Origin of the sequence: Paraburkholderia sp. J7, from assembly GCF_905220155.1 — a bacterium.
In the GTDB taxonomy this organism is placed as follows: Bacteria; Pseudomonadota; Gammaproteobacteria; order Burkholderiales; family Burkholderiaceae; genus Paraburkholderia.
The window spans coordinates 91765-114759 of the sequence record NZ_CAJMYZ010000013.1; the positions used below are offsets into that span (position 1 = coordinate 91765).

At 66.8% G+C, this 22995-nt stretch carries 19 protein-coding genes; 10 read left to right on the forward strand and 9 right to left on the reverse strand.

Annotated elements, in window-relative coordinates:
- Nucleotides 1–92: 92 nt before the first annotated feature.
- The gene (locus U5A58_RS21705; protein WP_321913775.1) at nt 93–779 is read right to left on the reverse strand and encodes a DedA family protein; all 687 of its coding nucleotides are present in this window, start codon (nt 777–779) and stop codon (nt 93–95) included.
- A 224-nt stretch (nt 780–1003) separates the two neighbouring features.
- On the opposite strand from U5A58_RS21705, the gene mutL reads away from it, so the two are divergent.
- The 5 genes from mutL (at nt 1004) to U5A58_RS21730 (ending at nt 8384) form a co-directional block, all read left to right on the forward strand.
- Nucleotides 1004–3154: a DNA mismatch repair endonuclease MutL gene (gene mutL / locus U5A58_RS21710; RefSeq protein ID WP_321962967.1), complete on the forward strand. Its 2151-nt coding sequence runs from the start codon at nt 1004–1006 to the stop codon at nt 3152–3154.
- Nucleotides 3151–4131 (forward strand): tRNA (adenosine(37)-N6)-dimethylallyltransferase MiaA, encoded by a 981-nt coding sequence (miaA, locus tag U5A58_RS21715; RefSeq protein WP_321962968.1) that lies wholly within the window; start codon nt 3151–3153, stop codon nt 4129–4131. Before mutL ends, miaA begins: the two co-directional genes overlap by 4 nt.
- 240 nt (nt 4132–4371) lie before the next feature.
- Nucleotides 4372–5778, forward strand: coding sequence for a D-arabinitol 4-dehydrogenase (gene dalD, locus U5A58_RS21720; RefSeq protein WP_321962969.1), 1407 nt, complete (start codon nt 4372–4374; stop codon nt 5776–5778).
- A gap of 122 nt (nt 5779–5900) precedes the next feature.
- Nucleotides 5901–7382, forward strand: coding sequence for a xylulokinase (xylB, locus tag U5A58_RS21725; protein WP_321962970.1), 1482 nt, complete (start codon nt 5901–5903; stop codon nt 7380–7382).
- 54 nt (nt 7383–7436) lie between these two features.
- Nucleotides 7437–8384 carry a sugar-binding transcriptional regulator gene (locus U5A58_RS21730; RefSeq protein WP_158758530.1) on the forward strand — a complete coding sequence of 316 codons (948 nt, stop codon included), beginning with the start codon at nt 7437–7439 and terminating at the stop codon, nt 8382–8384.
- A 121-nt stretch (nt 8385–8505) separates the two neighbouring features.
- Here the strand turns inward: U5A58_RS21730 and U5A58_RS21735 are convergent, their stop codons facing one another.
- Genes U5A58_RS21735 through U5A58_RS21750 form a run of 4 tightly spaced genes read right to left on the reverse strand, consistent with a single transcriptional unit; the run spans nt 8506 to nt 12149 of the window.
- Nucleotides 8506–9615, reverse strand: coding sequence for a sn-glycerol-3-phosphate ABC transporter ATP-binding protein UgpC (locus tag U5A58_RS21735; protein ID WP_321935061.1), 1110 nt, complete (start codon nt 9613–9615; stop codon nt 8506–8508).
- A gap of 24 nt (nt 9616–9639) precedes the next feature.
- The gene (locus U5A58_RS21740; RefSeq protein WP_321962971.1) at nt 9640–10326 is read right to left on the reverse strand and encodes an HAD family phosphatase; all 687 of its coding nucleotides are present in this window, start codon (nt 10324–10326) and stop codon (nt 9640–9642) included.
- Nucleotides 10327–10338: 12 nt separating this feature from the next.
- Nucleotides 10339–11208, reverse strand: a complete 870-nt coding sequence (locus tag U5A58_RS21745) for a carbohydrate ABC transporter permease (protein ID WP_415765294.1) — start codon at nt 11206–11208, stop codon at nt 10339–10341.
- Complete coding sequence (locus U5A58_RS21750; protein WP_415765296.1) at nt 11205–12149, reverse strand: carbohydrate ABC transporter permease; 945 nt, start codon at nt 12147–12149, stop codon at nt 11205–11207. The genes U5A58_RS21745 and U5A58_RS21750 overlap by 4 nt, the downstream gene beginning before the upstream one ends.
- Here U5A58_RS21750 and U5A58_RS21755 point away from each other — a divergent pair.
- Entirely contained in the window at nt 12148–12303 is a 156-nt protein-coding gene (locus tag U5A58_RS21755) for a hypothetical protein (protein ID WP_321962972.1), read from the forward strand. The genes U5A58_RS21750 and U5A58_RS21755 overlap by 2 nt on opposite strands.
- On the opposite strand, the gene U5A58_RS21760 is transcribed toward U5A58_RS21755, so the two are convergent.
- Entirely contained in the window at nt 12294–13628 is a 1335-nt protein-coding gene (locus U5A58_RS21760; protein ID WP_321913768.1) for a sugar ABC transporter substrate-binding protein, read from the reverse strand. The genes U5A58_RS21755 and U5A58_RS21760 overlap by 10 nt on opposite strands.
- A 119-nt stretch (nt 13629–13747) precedes the next feature.
- Nucleotides 13748–14551: an L-iditol 2-dehydrogenase gene (locus U5A58_RS21765; RefSeq protein WP_321962973.1), complete on the reverse strand. Its 804-nt coding sequence runs from the start codon at nt 14549–14551 to the stop codon at nt 13748–13750.
- Between the two features lie 323 nt (nt 14552–14874).
- On the opposite strand from U5A58_RS21765, the gene U5A58_RS21770 reads away from it, so the two are divergent.
- From U5A58_RS21770 to U5A58_RS21780, 3 genes are read left to right on the forward strand one after another with little or no spacing between them, the layout of a single operon-like run.
- Nucleotides 14875–15858, forward strand: a complete 984-nt coding sequence (locus U5A58_RS21770) for a metal ABC transporter solute-binding protein (RefSeq protein ID WP_321947233.1) — start codon at nt 14875–14877, stop codon at nt 15856–15858.
- Between the two features lie 24 nt (nt 15859–15882).
- Nucleotides 15883–16833: an ABC transporter ATP-binding protein gene (locus tag U5A58_RS21775; protein ID WP_321935057.1), complete on the forward strand. Its 951-nt coding sequence runs from the start codon at nt 15883–15885 to the stop codon at nt 16831–16833.
- Nucleotides 16826–17608, forward strand: coding sequence for a metal ABC transporter permease (locus U5A58_RS21780; protein WP_028205927.1), 783 nt, complete (start codon nt 16826–16828; stop codon nt 17606–17608). The genes U5A58_RS21775 and U5A58_RS21780 overlap by 8 nt, the downstream gene beginning before the upstream one ends.
- 70 nt (nt 17609–17678) lie before the next feature.
- On the opposite strand, the gene U5A58_RS21785 is transcribed toward U5A58_RS21780, so the two are convergent.
- Nucleotides 17679–19154 (reverse strand): xylulokinase, encoded by a 1476-nt coding sequence (locus tag U5A58_RS21785; RefSeq protein ID WP_321962974.1) that lies wholly within the window; start codon nt 19152–19154, stop codon nt 17679–17681.
- Nucleotides 19155–19763: 609 nt separating this feature from the next.
- Between U5A58_RS21785 and U5A58_RS21790 the strand changes: the two genes are divergently transcribed.
- Nucleotides 19764–21218 carry a nucleobase:cation symporter-2 family protein gene (locus U5A58_RS21790; protein ID WP_321962975.1) on the forward strand — a complete coding sequence of 485 codons (1455 nt, stop codon included), beginning with the start codon at nt 19764–19766 and terminating at the stop codon, nt 21216–21218.
- Nucleotides 21219–21452: 234 nt separating this feature from the next.
- Here U5A58_RS21790 and U5A58_RS21795 read toward each other — a convergent pair whose 3' ends face one another.
- Nucleotides 21453–22994 carry an efflux transporter outer membrane subunit gene (locus U5A58_RS21795; protein ID WP_321935055.1) on the reverse strand — a complete coding sequence of 514 codons (1542 nt, stop codon included), beginning with the start codon at nt 22992–22994 and terminating at the stop codon, nt 21453–21455.
- Nucleotide 22995 lies beyond the last annotated feature (1 nt).

Here is a 22995-nt window from a genome sequence, read left to right on the forward strand (position 1 = left end):
ACCGCGTTCGACGCGCCCGCCAAAGCAAAACGGCATCGCCTTCGCAGGCGATGCCGTTTTTTATTGCGTTGCAGCCTGGTGGCGCCAGGCGCTCAACCGCCGTTGGGCTTGCGCACAGCGCCGCCGCGCGAGTTCTTGCGCAGCATCTTCCACAGGCCGCCAAGCAGGATCGGCACGATCGCAGCGCCAATGCCGACGAGCACGATCACGTTCAGATACTGGCGAATGAACGGAATGTTGCCGAAGAAGTAGCCGAGCAGCACGAGCAGCAACACCCAGAACAGCGCACCCGTGATCGTGAAGAACTGAAAACGTCGCATGCTCATTTGCGACACGCCCGCCACGAACGGCGCGAAGGTACGCACGACAGGAATGAAACGCGCGAGCACGATGGTCTTGCCGCCGTGGCGCTCGTAGAATTCGTGCGTTTTCTGCAGTGCGGCGCGATCGAGGAAGCGTTCGAGCACGGGAATGTGCGTATTGAACACCTTCGGCCCGATGGCGCGCCCGATCAGATAGTTGACCGTATTGCCAAGGACCGCCGCCACGAGCAGCAGCACGATCAGCAGGCCGAGATTCATCTCGTGCGTAGCGGCAAACGCGCCGCCGATGAAGAGCAGCGAGTCGCCCGGCAGGAACGGCAGCACCACGAGCCCGGTTTCGCAGAACACGATCAGGAACAGCACCGCGTAGACCCAGCCGCCGTATTGCTGGATGAAGACACCGAGAAACTTGTCGATGTGCAAGACAAGATTGACGAACTGCAGAAGCGTATCCAAAAGTGTCCCTTATTGATCGTGGGCCGCGCGCCTGAAAAATCGCGTTCGCCCTGTGTTGCGCGAGAAGCAAAATTGACCGCGCCATGATACCGAAAGTGCCTGGCCGTCACGAAAAAATCCCGCCAATTTCGGTGATTTCGCGCACAAAGCGCTGCTAGATGGCGGTTTTTAGGGGTGCCGATGCGCGCCAGGTGGCGCCGCGCCGACTCGCTATAATTGCGCGCATGTCTTCGAATTCCGAACCCACCGGCGCCGCGCCGGATTCCGCCAACGCCGCCCCCGCCGCCAGCACGACCGACGCCGCCGTCGCATCGCGCGCCGCGCAGCCCGCGCGCGCGATCCAGGCGCTGCCCGATCAGCTCATCAGCCAGATCGCCGCGGGCGAAGTGGTCGAGCGGCCCGCCTCCGTCGTCAAGGAACTGCTGGAAAACGCGCTCGACGCCGGGGCGAGCACCCTGCGCATCCTGCTCGACGAAGGCGGTGTGAAGCGCATTTCCATCGCCGACGACGGCTGCGGCATTCCCGAAGCCGAGTTGCCGCTCGCGCTCATGCGCCACGCCACGAGCAAGATCCGCTCGCTCGCCGAACTCGAAAGCGTCGCGACGCTCGGGTTTCGCGGCGAAGCGCTGGCGTCGATCGCCTCGGTGGCCGAGATGTCGATCACGAGCCGCAGCGCCGACGCGCCGCACGCCGTGAAGATCGAGGGCCACACGGGCGCGATCTCGCCGGCTGCGGGCGGCCAGGGCACGACCATCGAGGTGCGCGAGCTGTACTTCAATACGCCCGCGCGCCGCAAGTTCCTGAAGAGCGAGCAGACCGAACTGGGCCATTGCCTCGAGATGATCCGCCGCAGCGCGCTCGCGCGCCCGGACGTCGCGATCTCGGTGCTGCACAACGGCCGCGCGGTCGAGCACTGGAACGCAAGCGATCCCGCCACGCGCGTTTCGAAGATTCTCGGCGAAGTCTTTGCCACGGCGCACCTGCCGCTCGACGAGCGCGCCGGGCCGCTCGCCGTGTACGGCTGCGCGGGCCTGCCCACGGCGAGCCGCAACCGCGCCGACCAGCAGTACTTCTTTGTGAACGGCCGCTTCGTGCGCGACAAGCTGCTCACGCACGCCGTGCGCGCGGCCTACGAGGACGTGCTGCACGGCGAGCGCTATCCGTCGTACGTGCTGTTCCTCGACCTGCCGCCCGAAGCCGTCGACGTGAACGTGCATCCCTCGAAGATCGAAGTGCGCTTTCGCGACTCGCGCTCGATTCACCAGTTCGTGTTCCACGCCGTGCAGCGCGCGCTTGCGCGCCATGCGGGCGCCTCGCCCGAGACGACCTCGGGCGGCCACGCGGCCGCGCTCATCGAGCCGCGCGCGTTGCCGGGCGCCGGGGTGCTGGGCGCATCGGTCGGCCTGGCTTCGGGCGCGTCCGATTACCCGCGCGCGGGCGCAGCGCCAGGTGCTACGGGCGGTTTCGGCGCGGACGGCAAGTTCGGCACCGCAAGCGTGGCCAGCAGCTTCGGCGGCGGCGCGGGTAGCCCGCTCTCGCGCGCTGCCGGCTTTGGGGCTGCAAACGCAGGCGGCGCCAACGCAAGCAGCGGCAACACCTGGCTGCGCCAGTCGCGCATGACGCAAGGCAGCCTGCCGGTCGCGCAACCGCTCGCGCTGTATGACGCGTTGTTCGGCCGCAAGGACGTCGGCGCGGGCACGGCGCAGGGCTCGACCGTGCCGCAGGCGCAAGACGGCGCAGCCGACGCGTTCGCCGCCAGCGCACCGCACGCCGCGTTCGAAGCGGGCGAAGACCATCCGCTCGGCTTCGCGCTCGGGCAGGTGCACGGCATTTACGTGCTCGCGCAAAACGCGCGCGGCCTCGTGATCGTCGACATGCACGCCGCACACGAGCGCATTCTTTACGAGCAGTTCAAGCAGGCCCTTGCCGAGCGCTCGCTCGCCGTGCAGCCCTTGCTGATCCCGATCTCGATGACGGCCGATCCCGTCGAAACCGGCACCGTCGAGGAAGAAAAGGCGACGCTCGAGGCGCTGGGCTTCGATCTCGCCGTGCTCTCGCCCACGTCGATCGCGATCCGCGCGGTGCCCGCACTCCTCAAGGACGCCGATCTCCAGGCGCTCGCGCGCGCCGTGCTCGCCGATCTGCACGAGTACGGCGGCTCGCGCGTGCTCACCGAGCGCCAGCACGAGATGCTCGGCACGCTCGCCTGCCATCACGCGGTGCGCGCAAACCGACGCCTCACGCTCGACGAGATGAACGCGCTGCTGCGCCAGATGGAAACGACCGAGCGCGCCGACCAGTGCAACCACGGCCGGCCGACCTGGTACCAGCTCACGCTCGCCGATCTCGATCGGCTCTTCATGCGCGGTCAATGACGCAGTCCACGAAACAAACCAACGAAGCGTTGCCCGTCGCGTGCCTGCTCGGTCCCACGGCCTCGGGCAAGACCGCGGCCGCGCTTGCGTACGCCGCGCAGTTGGCGGCGCGCGGGCGCACGGTGGAGATCGTCAGCGTCGATTCCGCGCTCGTGTACCGCGAGATGGACATCGGCACCGCGAAGCCGACCGCCGAGGAGCGGGCGGCCGCCGCGCATCATCTGATCGATATCGTCGATCCGCTGGATGCGTATTCCGCCGCCGACTTTCGCGCCGACGCACTGCGCGTGACGGGCGAAATCGTTGCGCGCGGGAACGTGCCGCTGCTCGTGGGCGGCACGATGCTGTATTACAAGGCGCTCACGCAAGGCCTGAACGACCTGCCCTCGGCCGATCCCGCCGTGCGTGCGCAACTCGACGCTGAAGCCGCACGCGACGGCTGGCCCGCCATGCACGCCCGCCTCGCGCAGGTCGATCCGGCCACCGCGGCGCGCCTGGCCCCGAACGACTCGCAGCGCATTCAGCGCGCGCTCGAAATTTTCATACTGAGCGGGCAGCCGATGTCAGTGCTGCTCGCCACGCCGTCCACGCGCGAGGATGAAGCCGCGCGCTATCGCTTCGTGCCGGTTGCGCTCGAACCGTCCGATCGCGGCGTGCTGCACGCGCGCATCGAGGCGCGGTTCAATGCGATGCTCGCGGGCGGCCTCATCGACGAGGTGAAGGCGCTGCGCGCGCGCGGCGACCTGAATCCCACCCTGCCGTCCATGCGCTGCGTGGGCTACCGCCAGGTGTGGGAATACCTCGACGGCGACGCGGACTACGACACCATGCGCGACAAGGGCGTGTTCGCCACGCGCCAGCTCTGCAAGCGTCAGCTCACGTGGCTGCGCGCGATGCCGGAGCGCATCGTCGTGGATTGCTGCGCGCAAGACGCGACCGCACAGGCCGTTGCGGCGGTGGAGCGGATTGGCGGCTGAAACCGCTGGCCCATTTTCCCGCCATCGATTCCCGGGCGCCTTGTGCGCCACAACATCCCCACCCACATTTACTCGACGCGCGTTCGACGACCGCGCGCGCGTCATCCGCCGCCGCAGCGCGCCACCGAAAACTGCCCTCGCCCGCTTGACTTTCGATCGACCGGATACGATCATTCGTTCATCACTAGAGCAATTGCTCAGGCTCGAGCCGCCAGGCCGCTTTGAGTAAGGAGACACCGAATGAACACCGAACGCAGCGATGCGAACGTGATCCTGCACATCGGCGCCGGGTCGTTTCACCGGGCGCATCAGGCGTGGTACCTGCATCGCGTAAACCTCACGCGCAAGCCCGACGAGGCCGCCTGGTCGCTCACCGTCGGCAACATCCGCTCCGACATGAACGCCGTGATGGACGCGCTGGCCGCGCAGAACGGCGCCTACACGCTCGAAACAGTCACGCCACAAGGCGAGCGTGCCTACGAGACGATCCGCTCGATCACGCGCGTGCTGCCATGGTCCGCCGATCTCGCGAGCCTGATCGACGCGGGCGCCGACCCGAACTGCAAGATCATCGCGTTCACGGTGACCGAAGGCGGCTATTACCTCGACGAACACGACCGGCTCGACACCGCGAACCCGGACCTCGCTGCCGACCTCAATGGCGGCCGCACGACCATTTACGGTGCCCTCGCGGCGATTCTCGAAGCGCGCATGGCGCGCGATGGCGGCCCCGTCACGCTGCAGACCTGTGACAACCTGCGCAGCAACGGCAAGCGCTTTCACGCGGGCATGCGCGAGTTCCTCGCGCTGCGCGGCGCGACGGATCTGCGCGCCTGGTTCGACGCGAACACGGCCTGCCCCGACTCGATGGTCGACCGCATTACGCCGCGCCCCACGCCCGACGTGCGCGAGCGCGTGAAGGCGGCGACCGGCGTGGACGACGCCTGCCCAGTGATGGGCGAGGCGTTCATTCAATGGGTGATCGAAGATCACTTCTGCGCCGGGCGGCCCGCCTGGGAGCGCGCGGGCGCGGAGATGGTCGAATCGGTGATGCCCTATGAGGAAGCGAAGATCCGCATCCTCAACGCCACGCACAGTTGCATTGCGTGGGCGGGCACGCTCGTCGGGCTCGACTTCATCCACGAAGGCACCCACGACGCCGACATCCGCACCTTTGCGCGCGAGTACGTGAGCGAAGACGTGATTCCCTGCCTCACGCCCAGCCCGCTCGATCTCGCGAAGTATCGCGACGTCGTGCTCGAACGCTTCAGCAACCCGTATATCCAGGACACGAACCAGCGCGTGGCCGCCGACGGCTACTCGAAGATCCCCGGCTTCATCGCGCCCACGCTCGCACAACGCATCGCCAGCGGCGCGACGCCTGCCGCCACGGCCATGCTGCCCGCGCTCTTCCTGCGCTTTCTCGCGCGCTGGCACAAGGGCACGCTGCCCTACACCTACCAGGATGGCGTGATGGACCAGGCGGCCGTGCACCGCATGTTCGACAGCGGCGACCCTGTCTCGACGTTTCTCGGCGACAAGCTGCTCTGGGGCGGCCTCGCCGGCAACCCGACGCTGGGCGATGCCGTGCGCGGCGCGCTCACGCGCGTCGACGCGTGGCTCGCCTCGCGCGGCTGCAGCGTGTGAAGCAACACGGCGGCTTGATCCGTCACCCCCGCGCCGCGCGCGCCCTCCGGGTCGGCGCGCATGGCGTCGCGCACGGCGCGCGGCTAAAGTAGCGCAACTCACATTACGACTTCCGCGCGCCTATGTATCTCGGCATCGACCTCGGCACCTCCGAAGTGAAAGTCCTGCTGCTCGCGCCCGACGGCCGCGTGATCGGCACTGCCGGCACGCCCTTCGTCGTCTCGCGCCCGCATCCGCGCTGGTCCGAGCAGAATCCCGCCGACTGGTGGGACGGCACGCGCCGCGCGCTCGCCGCGCTGCGTGAGGCGCATCCGCGCGAATTCGCGCAGGTGCGCGGCATCGGCCTTTCCGGACAGATGCACGGCGCCGTGCTGCTCGACGCGCACGACAACGTATTGCGCCCCGCGATCCTCTGGAACGACATGCGCGCGGTGGACGAATGCGCCGAACTCACCGCGCGCGCGCCGCAACTGCATCGCATCGCGGGCAATCTCGCCATGCCGGGCTTCACGGCGCCCAAACTGCTGTGGGTCGCGCGCCATGAGCCGCAGATCTTTCGCGCAACGGCCTGCGTGCTGCTGCCAAAGGACTATCTGCGCCTGCAACTCACGGGTGGCAAGGTCTCCGATCCATCGGACGCCGCCGGCACGCTCTGGCTCGACGTGGCCAAACGCGACTGGTCCGACGCGCTGCTCGACGCCTGCAACATGACGCGCGCGCAAATGCCCGCGCTCGCCGAAGGCAGCGCGCCCTCCGGCACGCTGCTGCCCGCACTCGCGCGCGAATTCGGCCTGCGCGAGGACGTGGTCGTCGCCGCGGGCGGCGGCGACAACGCGACGAGCGCCATCGGCATCGGCGCGACGCAGCCCGGCGACGGCTTCGTCTCGCTCGGCACCTCGGGCGTGCTGTGCGTGGTGGGCGACCGCTTCCGGCCCAACCCCGCTTCCGCCGTGCATGCGTTCTGCCACGCGATTCCGGACCGCTGGCACCAGATGAGCGTCGTGCTTTCGGCGGCGAGCTGCCTGCGCTGGGTCTGCAAGCTCACGGGCACGAACGAGCCCACCCTGCTCGCCGAAGTCGAACAGCTGGGCGCGCAAACGCTCGCCGAAGCCCCGCTCTTCCTGCCGTATCTCTCGGGCGAGCGCACGCCGCACAACGACCCATATGCGCAGGGCGTGTTCTTCGGCATGACGCACGCGACCGACCGCGCGCTGCTCGGCTACGCCGTGCTCGAAGGCGTGACGCTCGCGCTCACCGACGGCCTCGACGCCCTCGCGGCCGCCGGCACCGAAGTGGGCGCGCTGTCGATGCTCGGCGGCGGCGCGCGCAGCGGCTACTGGGCGCAACTGGTCGCGGACGCATTCAACACGCCCACGCGCCAGCACGGCGGCGGCGAGACGGGTGCGGCGCTCGGCGCGGCGCGCCTTGGCTGGCTCGCGGCAGGCGGCGACGCACGCGAGGTGCTGACGAAGCCGCCCGTGGTGGCCGAGTACACGCCCAACGCCGCGCGCCACGCGGCGCTGCGCGAGCGGCTGACCGCCTACCGCGCGCTGTACCGCCACGTGCGCCCGCTTTTCGAGCCCTCGCGCGAACGCCTCGCGTAAGCCGCGCAATTGCGTGCAGTACACTTCGGCCCCGATCCCGCTCCGACCACCACCGTGCCCAAGTCCACCGAAAAACTCGATCTCGCGACCCGCGCCGCCTGGCTCTACTACGTGGCCGGCAACACCCAGAACGAAATCGCCGAGAAACTGCAGGTGTCGCGCCCCGTCGCGCAGCGCCTAGTTGCGTTCGCGGTCGAGAAGAACCTTATCCGCGTGCGCGTCGATCACCGTCTCGCCGATTGTCTCGCGCTCGCCGATGCGCTTTCGAAGCGCTACGGCCTTTCGGTTTGCGAAGTGGTGCCCGTGGACAACGACACACCCGAGGAGATCGACCGCAAGCTCGCGGTAGCGGGCGCGCAAGTGATGGAGCGCTACCTCACCGAAGAGCGGCCGATGGTGGTGGCGGTGAGCAGTGGACGTACGCTCAAGGCGGCCGTCGATCAGATCGCGCAACTGGAGCGGCCGCAGCATCGGCTGGTTTCGATGGTGGGCGCGATCGCCCAGGACGGCTCGTCGAACCGCTACGACGTCGCGCTGCATATCTCCGAGAAAACGGGTGGCAAGCACTTTTTGCTGCCCGCACCGCTCATCGCCGATAACGAGGCCGAGCGCGCGCAGTGGTGCAATCACCGGCTCTATCGCATCGTCGAATCGCTTTCGGGCGAGGCCGATGTCGCGTTCGTCGGCATTGGCAACATCGGCGAGCATTGCCCGCTGCATGAGGACGGCTTCATCACCTCCGACGAAGTGCGCGAATTGATGGGCCAAGGCGCTGTGGCCGAAATGCTCGGCCTGCCGATCGACGCAGCCGGCAAGCGTGTCGATTCCCCCACGGGCCGCCGCGTGACGAGCGTGTACCTCGATTCGCCGCCGCGCCGCCCGACCATCGGTTTTGCAGGCGGCGCGCGCAAGCGCGAAGCCGTGATCGCGGCGCTCAACGGCGGCTGGCTCTCCGGGCTCGTCACCGACGAGCTGTGCGCGCGCGCGGCGATCGAACGCTAAACCCTGCACCGAACAAAAAAAGAAGCCCGCGCGAAGCGGGCTAACAAAGGCAACCTCAGGTACCTCGCCACACAAACACCGCCTCACGCTTCGAGGCGGTGCGTCCAGCAAGCCAGTGAAATCACGCAGCCAGTTGCTGCGCGAAACGACGCTCGAACGCGAGACCATCCGCATTGAAGAGATGGCAATGATCGGGCGTCGAGCCGACCTTGAATGCCTCGCCGCGCTCGTGCCGCTCCAGCGGCGGAATGCGCGCGATCAGGCCATCAGGCGCAACCGGGCATTCGGCGTAGAGATAGGCCGCGTCGCCAAGCGATTCGACCGTCATCGCCTTCGCGCTCACGCCTTCTCCGCCCGTCATGATGTGCAGATGCTCGGGACGGATGCCCACCGTCACCTTGTCGCCTTCGCGCGCCGTGCCGGGCTCGACGGCCACCTTCTGCGTATCGCCCGTCTCGTAGCGCACGACAATGCCGTCGCTCTCGACTCTCTGCACCGTGCCGTCGAGGAAGTTCATCTTCGGCGAGCCGATGAAACCCGCCACGAAGCGGTTCGCCGGCGCGTGATACAGACGGTTCGGACTGCCGACCTGTTCGACGTTGCCCGCGGAGAGCACGACGATCTTGTCGGCGAGCGTCATCGCTTCGACCTGATCGTGCGTCACGTAGATCATCGTGGTCTTCAGTTCGTCGTGCAGACGCGCGAATTCGAGGCGCATCTTCACGCGCAGCGCGGCATCGAGGTTCGAGAGCGGCTCGTCGAACAGGAACACCTTGGGCTTGCGCGTGATCGCGCGCCCGATCGCCACGCGCTGGCGCTGGCCGCCCGAAAGCTGCTTGGGCTTGCGGTCGAGCAAGTGGTCGATGTGCAGGATCTTCGCGGCGTTCTTCACGGCCGCGTCGATCTCGGGCTTCTTCGCGCCCGCGAGCTTCAGGCCAAACGCCATGTTGTCGTAGAGCGTCATGTGCGGATAGAGCGCGTACGACTGGAACACCATTGCAATGCCGCGCTTGGCCGGGGGCACGTCGTTCATGCGCGTGCCGTCGATCATCAGGTCGCCGCCGCTGATGTCCTCCAGCCCCGCGATCATGCGCATGAGCGTGGTCTTGCCGCAGCCGCTCGGGCCCACGAACACGACGAACTCGCCGTCGCCGATGTCGAGGTTCACGTCGCGCAGGACTTCGTTGTCGTCGTAGCGCTTCAGTACGTCTCTGAGGATCACGCTTGCCATGATATGTCTCCGTTTCTGCCTGATTCAGTTCGAACGCGCTTGCGCCCTGTTCATCCATTGCGCCACCCGCGCAGGCAGCGTCGTCATGTCGTCGAAAATTTCGATTGCACCCGCTTCGCGCAACTCGTGCGCGTGCGCGTCGCCGCCCACGTGCGTGCCGCCCACGAAGCCGAGCACGGTCATGCCGGCCGCGCGCGCCGCGCTCACACCCGTCACGCTGTCCTCGACCACAAGGCACGCGGCGGGCGCGACGTCCATGCCCTGCGCCGCCGCGAGGTAGACATCGGGCGCGGGCTTCGGTTTGGCGACGATATCCGCGCAATACACGCGCGCGCCGAAGAAGCGTTCGAGTCCGTTGCGCGCCAGCACTTCGCGCACCACTGCCGTGTAGCTGTTGCTCGCGCAGGCCTTGGTGAGCGTCACGGCTTCCAGCGCGGCGACGACGCCCGGGAAAAGCGGCGCCTCACGCGCCTGGGCTTCTGCGACCGCGCGGATCGCATCGACGTCCGCTACGCTCAGGCTGCGCCCGAGCGCCTCGCCCGCGCCGCCCAGCACGCGCTCGATGCGCTGGCCAAGCAACGGCATCACGACCGGCGCCGCGTCCACACCGGGCCAGCGCGCTTCGAGTTCGCGCACCAGCACGCTGGCCGCCACGGCTTCGCTGTCGATCAGCACGCCGTCGCAGTCGCAGATGAGGGCTTGAATGGGCATCGCGTGGTCCATTTACTTGACTGCACCGAACGTAAGGCCGCGTACCAGCTGCTTCTGCGAAAGCCAGCCGACGATCAGCACCGGTGCGACCGCCAGCAGCGACGCCGCGGAAAGCTTCGCCCAGAAGAGCCCCTCAGGACTCGAATACGAAGCGATGAACACGGTAAGCGGCGCGGCGTTCGAGCTGGAGAGGTTGATGCTCCAGAATGCTTCGTTCCACGAAAGAATGATCAGCAGCAGTGCGGTGGATGCGAGGCCCGGCACCGCCATCGGCATGAGCAGATAGACGATCTCCTGCCAGGTGGCCGCGCCGTCCATACGCCCCGCTTCGAGAATGTCGCGTGGAATCTCGTTGAAGTACGTGTACGCCATCCACACCGCGATAGGCAGGTTGATGAGCGTATAGACGATGATGAGCCCGCTCACGGTGTCGAGCAGCCCCGTGTTCTTCCACAGCAGATAGATCGGCACGAGCACGCCCACCGAAGGCATCATCTTCGTGGAGAGCATCCACAACAGGATCTTCTGCGTGCGCTGGTTCGGGAAGAACGCCATCGCGTAGGCCGCGGGCACGGCAAAGATCAGGCAGACGACCGTCACGCCCGCCGAGATCAGCACCGAATTCCAGGCGAACGCGAAGTAGTTGCTGCGCGCGAACACCTCGCGGAAGCTGTCGAGCGTCGGCAGGAAGAAGATCGTCGGAATATAGGCCTGCTGTTCGGTCTTGAATGCCGTGATCGTCATCCAGAAGATCGGGAAGAACAGCGCAATCGCGATCAGCCAGGCGAGCAGCCCCGGGACCACGCGACCAAGGAACTGCAGCGGCGACGAGTGGTTGACCGCGTCGGGCGATCGAGCAGGCGTAGCAGTAATCTGGCTCATTTTTCGTACTCCCCTTTGAGGTTGCGCGCGAGCATGCGCACGAGGAAGAACGACACGATGTTCGCCAGCACGACAGCGAGAATGCCGCCAGCCGAAGCGATACCCACGTCGAACTGCTGCAGGCCCAACGAGTAGATCAGGTAGGTGAGGTTCGTGGTCGCGTTGCCGGGACCGCCGCCCGTGGTCGTGTAGATCTCGGCGAAGATCGAGAGCAGGAAGATGGATTCCATCATCACGACAACGGCAATCGCGCGCCGCAGGTGCGGCAGCGTGATGTAGAAGAACAAGGCGATGGGCCCCGCGCCGTCGATCTTCGCGGCTTCCTTCTGCTCCTGGTCGAGCGACTGGATCGCCGTGAAGAGAATGAGGAACGCGAACGGCAGCCATTGCCAGGCCACGATCATGATGACCGCGGTGAGCGGATACACAGCGAACCAGTCGATCGGCGTCATGCCCATCGAGCGCATCGCGATGGCCACGAGGCCATACACCGGATGCAGGATCATGTTCTTCCAGATCAGCGCGCTCACCGTGGGCATTACGAAGAACGGCGCGATGGCGAAGAGGCGCGCCACGCCCTGGCCCACGAACTTGCGGTCGAACAGCACTGCCATCAGCACGCCGCCGACCACGGTGATCACGAGCACCGCCACGATCAGCTCGATGGTGTGCACGATCGACGGCACGAACGAGGGGTCGGTAGCGAGGAACCGGTAGTTGTCGAAGCCCGCGAAACCCTTGAGGTCCGGATTCAGCAGGTTGTATCGCGTGAACGAATACCAGATCGTCATCGCGAGCGGGATCGTCATCCACAGCAGCAGCACCGCGACGGACGGCGACACGAGCCAGCGCGACGCCGTGCGGCGCGATTCGACCTGCTGCGGTTTCTGTGGCGTGCGCGCTCGATTGAATATAGGCATGGGGAGATGGAGATGACGCATGAGGACCACCCTTCTCGGTTGCGCGCCTGCTCAGGGTGCAGGCGCTGCATCGGCTTCGCGAGGGCGCGCGCCGCGCCGGGCGGCCCGGCGCGCGCTCGCGTTACTACGCTGGCTGCTCGAACATCGCAGCCTCATTTTTCGCTTTTACTTCTGATACCCGGCTTGCGCCACGGCGCGGTTGGCAGCGGCGTTACCCGCCGTGAGCGCCTGATCGACGCTCATCTGCCCTGCCACGGCGCCCGCAACGCTTTGGCCCACGACCGTACCGAACGACTGGAACTCAGGAATCCCAACGAACTGGATACCCGTGTACGGCACCGGCTTCGCGGTCGGGTGGGTCGGATCGGCGGTCTGGATCGCCTTCAGCACGAAGTCGGAGAACGGCGCGGCCTTCTTGTACTCGGGATTCTGATACGTCGAAATCCGCGTACCCGACGGCACCGAAGCCCAACCTTCGTCCTGCGCGACCATCTGGACATACTCTTTCGAGGTCGCCCATTCGATGAACTTCTTCGCGGCGTCCTGCGACTTCGACGACTTCGGCACGGCGAGCGCCCACGACCACAGCCAGTGCGCGCCATTGGGCGTGACTTCGGTCGGCGCGGCCGCGAAGCCGATCTTGTCGGCCACCTGCGACTGCTGCTTGTTGTAGAGAATGCCCGCGGCCACCGTGGCGTCGATCCACATCGCGCACTTACCCGATGACATCAGCGTGAGGTTTTCGTTGAAGCCGTTCGAGCTCGCTCCCGGAGGGCCATCCTTCTTCAGCATATCGACATAGAAGTTCACCGCCTTCTTCCACTCGGGCGACGTGAGCTGCGCTTGCCACTTCTCGTCGAACCAGCGGCCGCCGAAGGTGTTCGCGACCGTCGTCACGTACGCCATGTTCTCGCCCCAGCCGGCCTTGCCGCGCAGGCAGATGCCATACTGGCCGGCCGATTTGTCGGTCAGCTTGTCGGCGAAGTCGCGGATCTGGTCATAGGTCGGCTGCTCGGGCATCTTGAGGCCCTTCTTGTCGAACAGGTCCTTGCGGTAATACGTCATCGAGCTTTCGACGTAAAACGGCAGCGCATAGAGCGTGCCGTTGTACGAGAGACCGTCGCGCGCGGTCTTCACCACGTCGTCGAGATCGTAGCTCGCGGGCAGGTTCGTCATCGGCACGATCCAGCCGCGCTTGCCCCATTGCGGCGCCTCGTAGGTGCCGATCATCATCACGTCGAACTGGCCGCTGTTGGTCGTGATGTCGGTGGTCGCGCGCTGGCGCAGCACGTTTTCTTCGAGGATCACCCAGTTCAGCTTGATGCCCGGATTGGCCTTCTCGAAGGCCGGCGAGAGCTTCTTCAGCTCGATCATGTCCGGATTGTTCAACATGGCGATCGTGACGGTCTGCGCGTGAGCGGCGCTGGCCGCGGCGACGAGTGCACCCGCACTCACCGCGCGACTTATGCACTTCGCGGCGGTCTTCATTGCTGGCTTCATGACGTTGTCTCCTTGTTCGTTGCGTTATGTCTTGCTGCAGCCGTGCTGCTGTCGTGATGCTGTCGTGATGCTGTCGTGATGCGTTGTGCAAGGGTTGCGGGCGAGGGTTGCGGGAAATATCAGCTCATCCAGTTGCCGCCGTCGACGTTCAGGGTCTGCGCGGTGATGTAATCGGCGTCGGCGGAAGCGAGAAAGAGCGCGGCTCCTGTGAGATCCTCGGGGAGGCCCATGCGCCCGAGCGGCACGGCCTCACCCACCAGTCGCTTCTTCTCGCCGAGCGGGCGATGTTCGTAGCGCGCAAAGAGCGCGTCGACCTGCTCCCACATCGGCGTGTCGACCACGCCCGGTGCGATGCCGTTCACGTTGATGCGATGCGGCGCCAGAGCGAGCGCCGCCGACTGCGTGTAGCTCAGCACGGCCGCCTTGGTTGCGCAGTAGTGCGAAACGAGTGCTTCACCGCGGCGGCCCGCCTGCGATGACATGTTGATGATCTTGCCGCCCTGCCCCTGCTCGACCATATGGCGCGCCACGGCCTGCATGAGGAAGAACATGCCCTTCACGTTCACCGCGAAGAGGCGGTCATACACGTCCCAGGATTCGTCGAGGAGCGGGCGCATGTCGAAGAGCGCCGCGTTATTGAAGAGCACGTCGATGCGGCCAAAGCGCTCGACCGCGCTGAGCACGATGCGCTCGATGTCCTCGCGGCGGGTCACGTCTGCGGAGATCGCGAGCACGCGTTCGGGGTACGCGGCGGCGAGCGTTGGCGCGACGGCCTCGGCGGGCTTCACGTCGACGAGCACGCAGCGCGCGCCTTCGTCCAGATAGCGTTGGGCGACCGCCTCACCAATGCCGCTTGCCGCGCCAGTCAGCACGGCAACCTTGTCCTGCAAACGTCCTGCCGCTCGCGTCGCGGTGTGTGCCACAGGTTGTCTCCAATTTTCGTCCGTGTGGGGCGCGCCCGGCTGGTGCTCCGGGGAGCATCTGAGCGATCGCCCGACATGTGAGCATTTGCTCTTTCGTTGATCGAATGATCGGATACGAGTCGGAGACTGTCAAGGCGAACCAACGCGATTGGACGAGATTTCGATGGTGCGGCGCGCAAGCCTTGGCTGGCTGCGGCCCGCGGATCCGGCCCCCTGACCGGATGGCGAGCTGACTCGCCAATCGAAGTGATACGTTATATCATCTCGCCTTCGTGACACCGACGCGTCCGCTTTCAGGCTCCCTTATCAACAAGGATAGAACCATGATCACGTTCACCCACGCGAACTGCCCGCCCCGCGCGGCTACGGCCGGCGCGCGCCGGGGCTTCGCGCTCGCGCGTTTCGCGGCCAGGCTCGCTCTCGCGCTGGGGACGGCGTTCGGCGGCGCGACTGCAGCCATGGCGGCGCAGGCGGCCAGTGCCGCCCTTCCCGTCGTTGCAGCGGAAAACTTCTACGGCGACGTCGTCAAGCAGATCGGCGGCAATTACGTGGACGTGACGAGCATCCTGAGCAACCCCGACCAGGACCCGCATCTCTTCGAAGCGAGCCCGAAGACCGCCCGCGCGCTCCAGAACGCGCGCGTGGTCGTCTATAACGGCGCGGACTACGACCCGTGGATGACCAAGCTGCTCGGCGCAACAAGCAGCGGGAAAAGCGCGAACAGCCGCACGACGATCATTGCGGCGGACCTCGTCGGCAAGAAAGCGGGCGACAATCCGCACCTCTGGTATGACCCGAAGACCATGCCTGCCGTGGCGCGCGCCGTGAGCGCCGCGCTCGGCGCCGCGGACCCCGCGCACAAGAGCGTGTACGATGCCAACCTGGCAACGTTCCTCGCCTCGCTGCAACCGGTCGACGCCAAGGTCGCGGCGCTGCGCGCGCGCTACCAGGGGCAGCCCGTCACGGCCACGGAGCCGGTGTTCGGCTATATGTCGGATGCGGTCGGCCTCGACATGCGCAACCTGCGCTTCCAGCTCGCGACGATGAACGACACCGAGGCGAGCGCGTCGGACATCGCGGCATTCGAGCGCGACCTGCGCGAGCGCCGCGTGCGTGTGCTGATCTACAACAGCCAGGCGACCGAGGCCCTCACGCGGCGCATGCTGGCGCTGGCGAAGCAGTCGAACGTGCCGTCCGTGAGCGTGACCGAGACACAGCCGGCCGGCGTGAGCTTCCAGCAATGGATGCTCGTGCAGCTCGACTCGCTCGACAAGGCGCTTGCAGCGGGAACCGCAGGGCAACACTAACCGTATTCAGCAAGGACAGATGTCATGACCGGGGCCGGCCCTTCGCCCACCGATATCGCTTCACAACACCATGCGCATCGCGCGCCCACGCCTGTGCTCACGCTCGCGGGCGTGACGCTCTCGCTCGGCGAGCGCACGATCCTGCGCGATGCGAACTTTGCAGTGAACCAGGGCGAATTCATCGGCGTGCTCGGGCCGAACGGCGCGGGCAAGACCACGCTCATGCGCGCCATCCTCGGCCTCGTGCCGGCCTCGCACGGCGCGATTCGCGTGCTGGGCGAGCCGGTCGCGCGCGGCAACGCGAAGATCGGCTACATGCCGCAAACGCGCACGGCGCTCGCGAGCCGCCGCGTGCGCGGCCGCGACTTCGTGGCGATGGCCGCCGACGGCCACCGCTGGGGCCTGCCGCGCGCCGACGCCGCCACGCGCGCCGACGTCGCGCGCGTGCTCGATCTCGTGGGTGCGAGTGCGCTTGCGGATCGCCCGCTTTCGGAGCTCTCGGGCGGCGAGCGCCAGCGCCTGCTGCTCGCGCAATGCCTGCTCGGCGACCCGAAGCTGCTGCTGCTCGACGAGCCGCTCATCAGCCTCGACCCGAATCATCAGCGCGGCGTGGTCGAACTCGTGCGCCGCGTGCAGCGCGAGCTTGGCATCGCGGTGCTGTTCTCCGCGCACGAACTCAATCCGCTGCTCAACGCGCTCGATCGCGTGCTCTATCTCGGCAACGGCGTGGCCGCGCTCGGCAGCGTGGACGAAGTCATCACCGCGCCCGTGCTCTCGCGCCTTTACGGCTCGCCTATCGAAGTGATGCGCATGAAGGGCCGCATCTTCGTGATGTCGGGCGACGTGGAAGTCGAAAAGCACGACCACGAACATGAGCACGACCATGGCCATGACCACGGCGGCCACGGCCACGCGCACGGCCATGGTCACGGCGACAACAACGACAACACACACGGCCACACGCACGATGCTTGAATACGATTTCATGGTGAACGCCTTCGCGGCGTCGGGCATCGTGGCGGTGCTCGCGGGCGTGGTGGGCTATTTCCTCGTGATGCGCGGCCAGACCTTCGCGGGCCACGCGCTGTCGCACGTGGGCTTCACGGGTGCCACGGGCGCCGTACTGCTGGGCGTTTCGCCGATGTGGGGCATGGTGGGCTTCACGCTCGCCGCGGGCGTTTCGATGGGGGCGCTCGGCGAAAAGCTCGCGGGCCGCGATGTGGCGATCGGCGTGATTCTTTCGCTCGCACTCGGTTTCGGCCTGCTGTTTCTGCACTTCTTCACGTCGTATGCCACGCAGGTCACGGCGCTCCTGTTCGGCAACGTGCTGGGCGTGAACCGCGAAACGCTCGGCGTGCTCGCCGCCCTCGCCGTGGCGAGCCTGGCGGCACTGGCCGCCATCATGCGGCCACTGCTGTTCGCCTCGTTGCAGCCCGAACTCGCCGAAGCAAAGGGTGTGTCGCTGCGCGCGGTTTCGATGCTGTTCCTCGCCATCGCCGCGCTCGCGGTGGCCGCGTGCACGCAGATCGTCGGCGTGCTGCTCGTCTTCACGCTGATGGTCGGTCCGGCCGCCGCCGCGCAGAATCTCACCACGCGCCTTTCCACCGGACTCGTTCTGGCCGCGCTGCTCGCGCTCGTGCAAGCGTGGCTCGGCGTCACGCTCGCGTTTTATACCGACTGGCCCACCAGCTTCTGGATCACCGCGCTCGCCGCGCTCGTCTACGGCGCGAGTCTGATCGGGCGTCGCTAGAACGTTACGCACGCAATAAGAAAGGCGTTGCCCCTCGCGGTGGCAACGCCTTTTTTGCTTTTAGGCCTCGTCACGATGCCGGTGGGAACCACGTTCGAACGCGGCCATACAGATCGATGAAGCGCGCATAGCGCTGCGCGAGCGCGGCGTCCTCACGCGGCGACGCCACCTGAGTCGCCGCCGGGGCAAGCGCCGCGAGGTCGCTCATGCGCCAGTGCCCGCAGGCGAGGCCGCCCAGCATCGCGGCGCCGCGCGCCGCTGCGTTCGGGCAGTCGATCGCGTAGAGGTCCGCGTCGAGCGTGTCGGCGAGCAACTGCCGCCAGCGCGCGTCCACGGAGCCGCCGCCCGCGAGTTTGAGCGTCGGCACACTGCGTTCGTTGGCAACGGTGTCCGCAACGTCGCGCGTGCTGCGCACGGCGTCGAGGCCCGCGCGCAATGCGAACGCGACGCCCTCGAACGCCGCGCGCATGAGCGTGCCGCGCGAGTCGCCAAGGGAAGCGCCGAGCCAGCCCCCGCGCGCCGTGGGGTCGAGCCACGGTGAGCGCTCCCCGCTCAAATAAGGCAGGAATGCGAGCGTCGCCGAAGGCGGCACGGCGAACGTGTCCGCGTAGGCCGAAGCCCAGTCGTAGGCCAGCCAGCCGCGCGCCGCTTCGAGGGCCACGCCCACGTTCTGCATGGCGGCCATGGTGTACCAACCGCCCGTGGCCGAGCGGTAGCGATGCAGCCCGCGCCGCGCGGGCGGCTCGCTGCGCGCGGTCACGACGATCTGGCCGCCGGTGCCCGTGGTGAGGAGCGCGTCGCCTTCGTCGGCCAGACCGCTGCCGAACGCGGCGCACGGCGTGTCGCCCGCGCCCGTCGCGAGCACGACGCCCGCGGGCAGTCCGAGCGCATGCGCGGCGGCCGCGCTCAGCGCGCCGCTCGCTTCATGCGATGCGGCCAACGGTGCGAACCACCGCGCCGGCAATCCCAGCCGCTTGATCAGCGCGAAATCCCATGCACCGTCGGGTGCGGCGAGCGCCGTCGCGCACGCGTCCGAGGGATCGGCGTTGATCTCGCCACCGAGCGCCACGCGCAGCCAGTCTTTCGGCTGCAGCGCCCAGCGCGCGGCTTGGGCGACTTGCGGCTCGTGCCGCAGAACCCAGCGCAGCAGCGGCCCCGCCATGCCGGGCGCAACGGGGTTGGGCTGCGGATGCTCGGCTTCGTCGGGCCATGCATCGAGCAGCGCATGCGCGCGCGTGTCGGGCCAGAGCATTGCAGGGCGCAGCGCGCGGCCCGCTTCATCGGTGAGTACGACGCCGTGCATTTGCCCGGAAAAACCGATGGCTCGCACCGCCGCGCGCTCGCTTTCGGGCAGGCGCGCGCAGGCCGTGACGAGTGCGTCCCACCAGCGATCCACGGCGATCTCGGCCCAGCCGGGCTGCGGCGTATCGAGCGCGTAGGCCACGCTCGCGGCGGCGCGCTCGACGCCATCGCCATCGATGATGCCTAGCTTGAGTGAACCAGTGCCGAGGTCGATGCCGAGAAAACGCGTTTGCGATGGGCTCATGGGAAACGGTGCGCGAGATTGTGCGGGGAAGGAAAAGCCATCATACCGGCGCGATGCGCGGTGAGATGCACGGTGCGAAACGTGCGTTAAGCAGGGCTTTCAAACGTGCCTCGAACCCGCGCGCAACACCGCCGATTTCGACGCGAAAAACGCCCATTCGCGGGTTAACCCGGTGGGTGCGCGTGCGATGCAAAATGGCTCACATCCAACATTCGGAATAGAGATCATAACGGCGCGGCCATATGTGACATGACCCGCGCGGCATGGCCGGTCTGCGCTCGATGCCGCCGTACACGTTCGTTAGGTCCGCCGTGCCGCCACGCCCGCGCCGCGTCTCCCACCGCGCGAGAGCGCTCAACCGCCGCAAACAGGGGCGTTCCCGCCTTGCACCGTCACGCGCGCGGTCCGAAACGTGGCCCGGTGAAGCCGTTACGAAACCGCCTCACACGCCCCGCGCACGCTGATCCCACCCTTATGTCGCCTGTTCAGCTCGACGGGTGCATATCGTCCCCGGAAAGCACGGAATAGTCCCCAGCGGTCTTGTTGCATATTTTCTTACCGCATACCTTGGAGGCCATATCCCTAAACGAAGAGACGGAGACAGACGACATGCAAGCCAAGGGCATTGAGGACCAGGCCGCCAAGCGATCTGGCCAGAAGCAGGTGCACCCCTGCGACGAGCGCCTGCCGTTCAGCCAGTTGCTGACACTCGGCATCCAGCACGTGCTCGTGATGTACGCAGGCGCGGTCGCCGTGCCGCTCATCGTCGGCGGCGCGATCGGGCTGCCGAAGGACCAGGTCGCCTTCCTCATCAGCGCCGACCTGTTCGCCTGCGGCATCGCCACGCTGATCCAGACGCTCGGCCTGTGGATCTTCGGCATTCGCCTGCCCGTGATCATGGGCTGCACGTTCGCCTCGGTCGGCCCGATGATCGCCATCGGCACCAATCCGTCGCTCGGTCTGCTCGACATCTTCGGCTCGACCATCGCGGCGGGTGCGATCGGCATCGTGATCGCGCCGATGATCGGCAAGCTGTTGCGCTTCTTCCCGCCAGTGGTGGTGGGCACCGTGATCGCGGTGATCGGCCTCTCGCTCATGGAAGTGGGCATCAACTGGGCCGCCGGCGGCGTGGGCAATCCCGACTACGGCAACCCGATCTACCTCGGACTGTCGCTGCTCGTGCTGATGCTGATCCTGCTCATCAACAAGTTCGGGCGCGGCTTCATCGCCAATATCTCGGTGCTGCTCGGCATTGTCGCGGGCTTTGCCATCGCGCTTGCGCTTGGCCGCGTGAATCTCGAAGGCATGGCTAGCGCGCCGTGGGTCGGCATCGTCATGCCGTTCCACTTCGGCATGCCGAAGTTCCACATCCTGCCGATCGCAACGATGGTGATCGTGATGTTCGTGACCTTCATCGAATCGACGGGCATGTTCCTCGCCGTGGGCGACATGGTCGAGCGCCCCGTCGATCAGGCCACGCTCGTGCGCGGTCTGCGCGTGGACGGCCTCGGCACGATGATCGGCGGCATTTTCAACTCGTTCCCGCATACGTCGTTCTCGCAAAACGTCGGCCTCATCGGCGTGACGGGCGTGAAGAGCCGCTATGTGTGCGCGATGGGCGGCGTGATTCTCGTGCTGCTCGGCCTCTTTCCGAAGATGGCGCAGATGGTCGCCTCGGTGCCCGCCTTCGTGCTGGGCGGCGCGGGCATCGTGATGTTCGGCATGGTGGCGGCGAACGGCATCAAGGTGCTCTCGCGGGTGGACTTCGTGAAGAACCAGCACAACCTCTTCATCGTCGCCGTGAGCGTGGGCTTCGGTCTCGTGCCGGTGGTGTCGCCGCACTTTTTCTCCAAGCTGCCGCCCGCGTTTTCGCCGCTGCTCCATAGCGGCATCCTGCTCGCCTCGGTTTCGGCGGTCGTGCTGAACCTGATCTTCAACGGCGCAAAGAGCGAGAAGGCCGCCGAGCGCGCCATCCGCCGCGCCGGCCACGATCTCGAACGCCATCCCGACGCCGAACAAGCTCCGGATGCGGGCCACGAAATGCCGCGCTCGGCCGCGCATTGAGCTGATCGAATCGAATTGAACGTATTGAGTTGACGCGAGAGGTACCCCGCTCGCAGGTGTTCACCTAGACACACGTGCGGGAGGGGTCTTTTGCTGGTTCGGCGCCATGGGCAACCATGGCGCCTTTTTTTTGCCGCTTTTGCCTTTCTAACGCGCACAGAAAATCGCGCACAAAAAAAACGCCACGGTCTCCCGTGGCGTTCTTGCTTCCTGCTGCGTAAGCGGTAACGCCGCTTACCCCGCCGTCGCCGCCGAAGCCGCCACCGGCGCGCTGGCCGCACCGTAGTCGACCGGCGCATCGGGCTCGCGCGGCGTCTCGCCCGCGTGCTCGATCCAGCCGCCACCCAACGCGCGATACAGATCGACGAGGTTGGTCAGCCGCGCGAGGCGCGCCGTGACGAGCGACTGCTGCGCGGTGTAGAGGCTAGTTTGCGCGGCGAGCACCGGCAGATAGCTGTCCACGCCGTTCCTGTAGCGCAGTTCCGAAAGATCGAGCGAGCGCTGGTTCGCGAAGGTGCTGCGCTCGAGCGCCGCGATCTGCTCGTCGTACGTGCCGCGCGCAGCCAGACCGTCGGCCACTTCGCGGAACGCCGACTGGATCGACTTCTCGTAGCTGGCGATCTCAATGCGCTTCTCAACATTCGCGAGTTGCAGGTTCGCGATGTTCGAGCCGCCTTCGAAGATCGGCAGCGTGACCTGCGGCACGAAACTCCACGCCGCCGTGCCCGCCTTGAAGAGCCCGCCGAGCGACAGGCTTTCGGTGCCGAATGCCGCCGTGAGCGAGATCTTCGGGAAGAACGCCGCACGCGCCGCGCCAATGTTGGCGTTTGCCGCGAGCAGCGTTTCCTCGGCCTGCATGATGTCCGGACGCCGCGTGAGCAGGTCCGACGGCAGTCCTGCCGGAATGTCGTTGAGCAGGGCCTGGCCGTCGAGCGGCAGGCCTTGCGGCAGATCCGCCGGCAGCGGCTCGCCAATCAGCAGCACGAGCGCGTTCTCGGCCTGGGCACGAGCCCGCAGTTGCGCCTGCATGTTGGCCTGCGCGTTCTCGACCACCGTTTGCGCCTGACGCAAATCCAGCTCGGTGCCCGTGCCCGTATCGAACTGCGCCTTCGCGATGTTGTACGAGTCCTGCGCCGTCTTGAGCGTTTCCTGCGTGACCTTCAGCAGGTCGTCGTCGGAGAGCATGGTCAGGTACTGGTCCGCGACTTCCGAAACCAGCGTGATCTCGGCTGCCTTGCGCGCATACGCCGTCGAGAGGTACTGCGCCAACGCCTGGTCCTTCAGGCTGCGGATGCGCCCCCAGAAGTCGATTTCCCACGACGCCTGCACACCCACGTTGTAGACGCTGTACGGGTTGTTCGCCGTGGTCTGCAGATCGCGCGGCACACGCGTGCGCGTGTCCGTCGCAGTACCGTTGATCGCGGGGAACAGTTCGGCGCGCGCGATCTGATACTGCGCGCGCGACGCCTCGACGTTGAGCACCGAGACGCGCAGGTCGCGGTTGTTCTTCAGCGCGATCGCGACGAGTTGCTGCAGTCGCGGATCGACGAAGAACTCGCGCCAGCCGATGTCGGTTGCCGCAGCGCCCTTCGCGCTCGGGGCAGCCTGACCGTTCGCGCCCGCGGCGACCGGCTGCGTCGCGTAGACGCCGCCCTGCGGGAAGCTTTGCGACACCGGTGCTTCGGGCCGGTTGTAGTGCGGCTCCATCGTGCAACCTGCCAGGAGCGCAGCGGCCAACGCTGCGGCGCCCGCTGCAATTACGGATAGTTTATGCATC

Coding starts and splice junctions, on each gene's coding strand:
- mutL (WP_321962967.1), top strand. CDS start 1,004: ATGTCTTCGAATTCCGAACCCACCGGCGCCGCGCCGGATTCCGCCAAC.
- miaA (WP_321962968.1), top strand. CDS start 3,151: ATGACGCAGTCCACGAAACAAACCAACGAAGCGTTGCCCGTCGCGTGC.
- dalD (WP_321962969.1), top strand. CDS start 4,372: ATGAACACCGAACGCAGCGATGCGAACGTGATCCTGCACATCGGCGCC.
- xylB (WP_321962970.1), top strand. CDS start 5,901: ATGTATCTCGGCATCGACCTCGGCACCTCCGAAGTGAAAGTCCTGCTG.
- U5A58_RS21735 (WP_321935061.1), bottom strand. CDS start 9,615: ATGGCAAGCGTGATCCTCAGAGACGTACTGAAGCGCTACGACGACAAC.
- U5A58_RS21740 (WP_321962971.1), bottom strand. CDS start 10,326: ATGCCCATTCAAGCCCTCATCTGCGACTGCGACGGCGTGCTGATCGAC.
- U5A58_RS21745 (WP_415765294.1), bottom strand. CDS start 11,208: ATGAGCCAGATTACTGCTACGCCTGCTCGATCGCCCGACGCGGTCAAC.
- U5A58_RS21755 (WP_321962972.1), top strand. CDS start 12,148: ATGAGGACCACCCTTCTCGGTTGCGCGCCTGCTCAGGGTGCAGGCGCT.
- U5A58_RS21750 (WP_415765296.1), bottom strand. CDS start 12,149: ATGCGTCATCTCCATCTCCCCATGCCTATATTCAATCGAGCGCGCACG.
- U5A58_RS21760 (WP_321913768.1), bottom strand. CDS start 13,628: ATGAAGCCAGCAATGAAGACCGCCGCGAAGTGCATAAGTCGCGCGGTG.
- U5A58_RS21770 (WP_321947233.1), top strand. CDS start 14,875: ATGATCACGTTCACCCACGCGAACTGCCCGCCCCGCGCGGCTACGGCC.
- U5A58_RS21775 (WP_321935057.1), top strand. CDS start 15,883: ATGACCGGGGCCGGCCCTTCGCCCACCGATATCGCTTCACAACACCAT.
- U5A58_RS21780 (WP_028205927.1), top strand. CDS start 16,826: ATGCTTGAATACGATTTCATGGTGAACGCCTTCGCGGCGTCGGGCATC.
- U5A58_RS21785 (WP_321962974.1), bottom strand. CDS start 19,154: ATGAGCCCATCGCAAACGCGTTTTCTCGGCATCGACCTCGGCACTGGT.
- U5A58_RS21790 (WP_321962975.1), top strand. CDS start 19,764: ATGCAAGCCAAGGGCATTGAGGACCAGGCCGCCAAGCGATCTGGCCAG.
- U5A58_RS21795 (WP_321935055.1), bottom strand. CDS start 22,994: ATGCATAAACTATCCGTAATTGCAGCGGGCGCCGCAGCGTTGGCCGCT.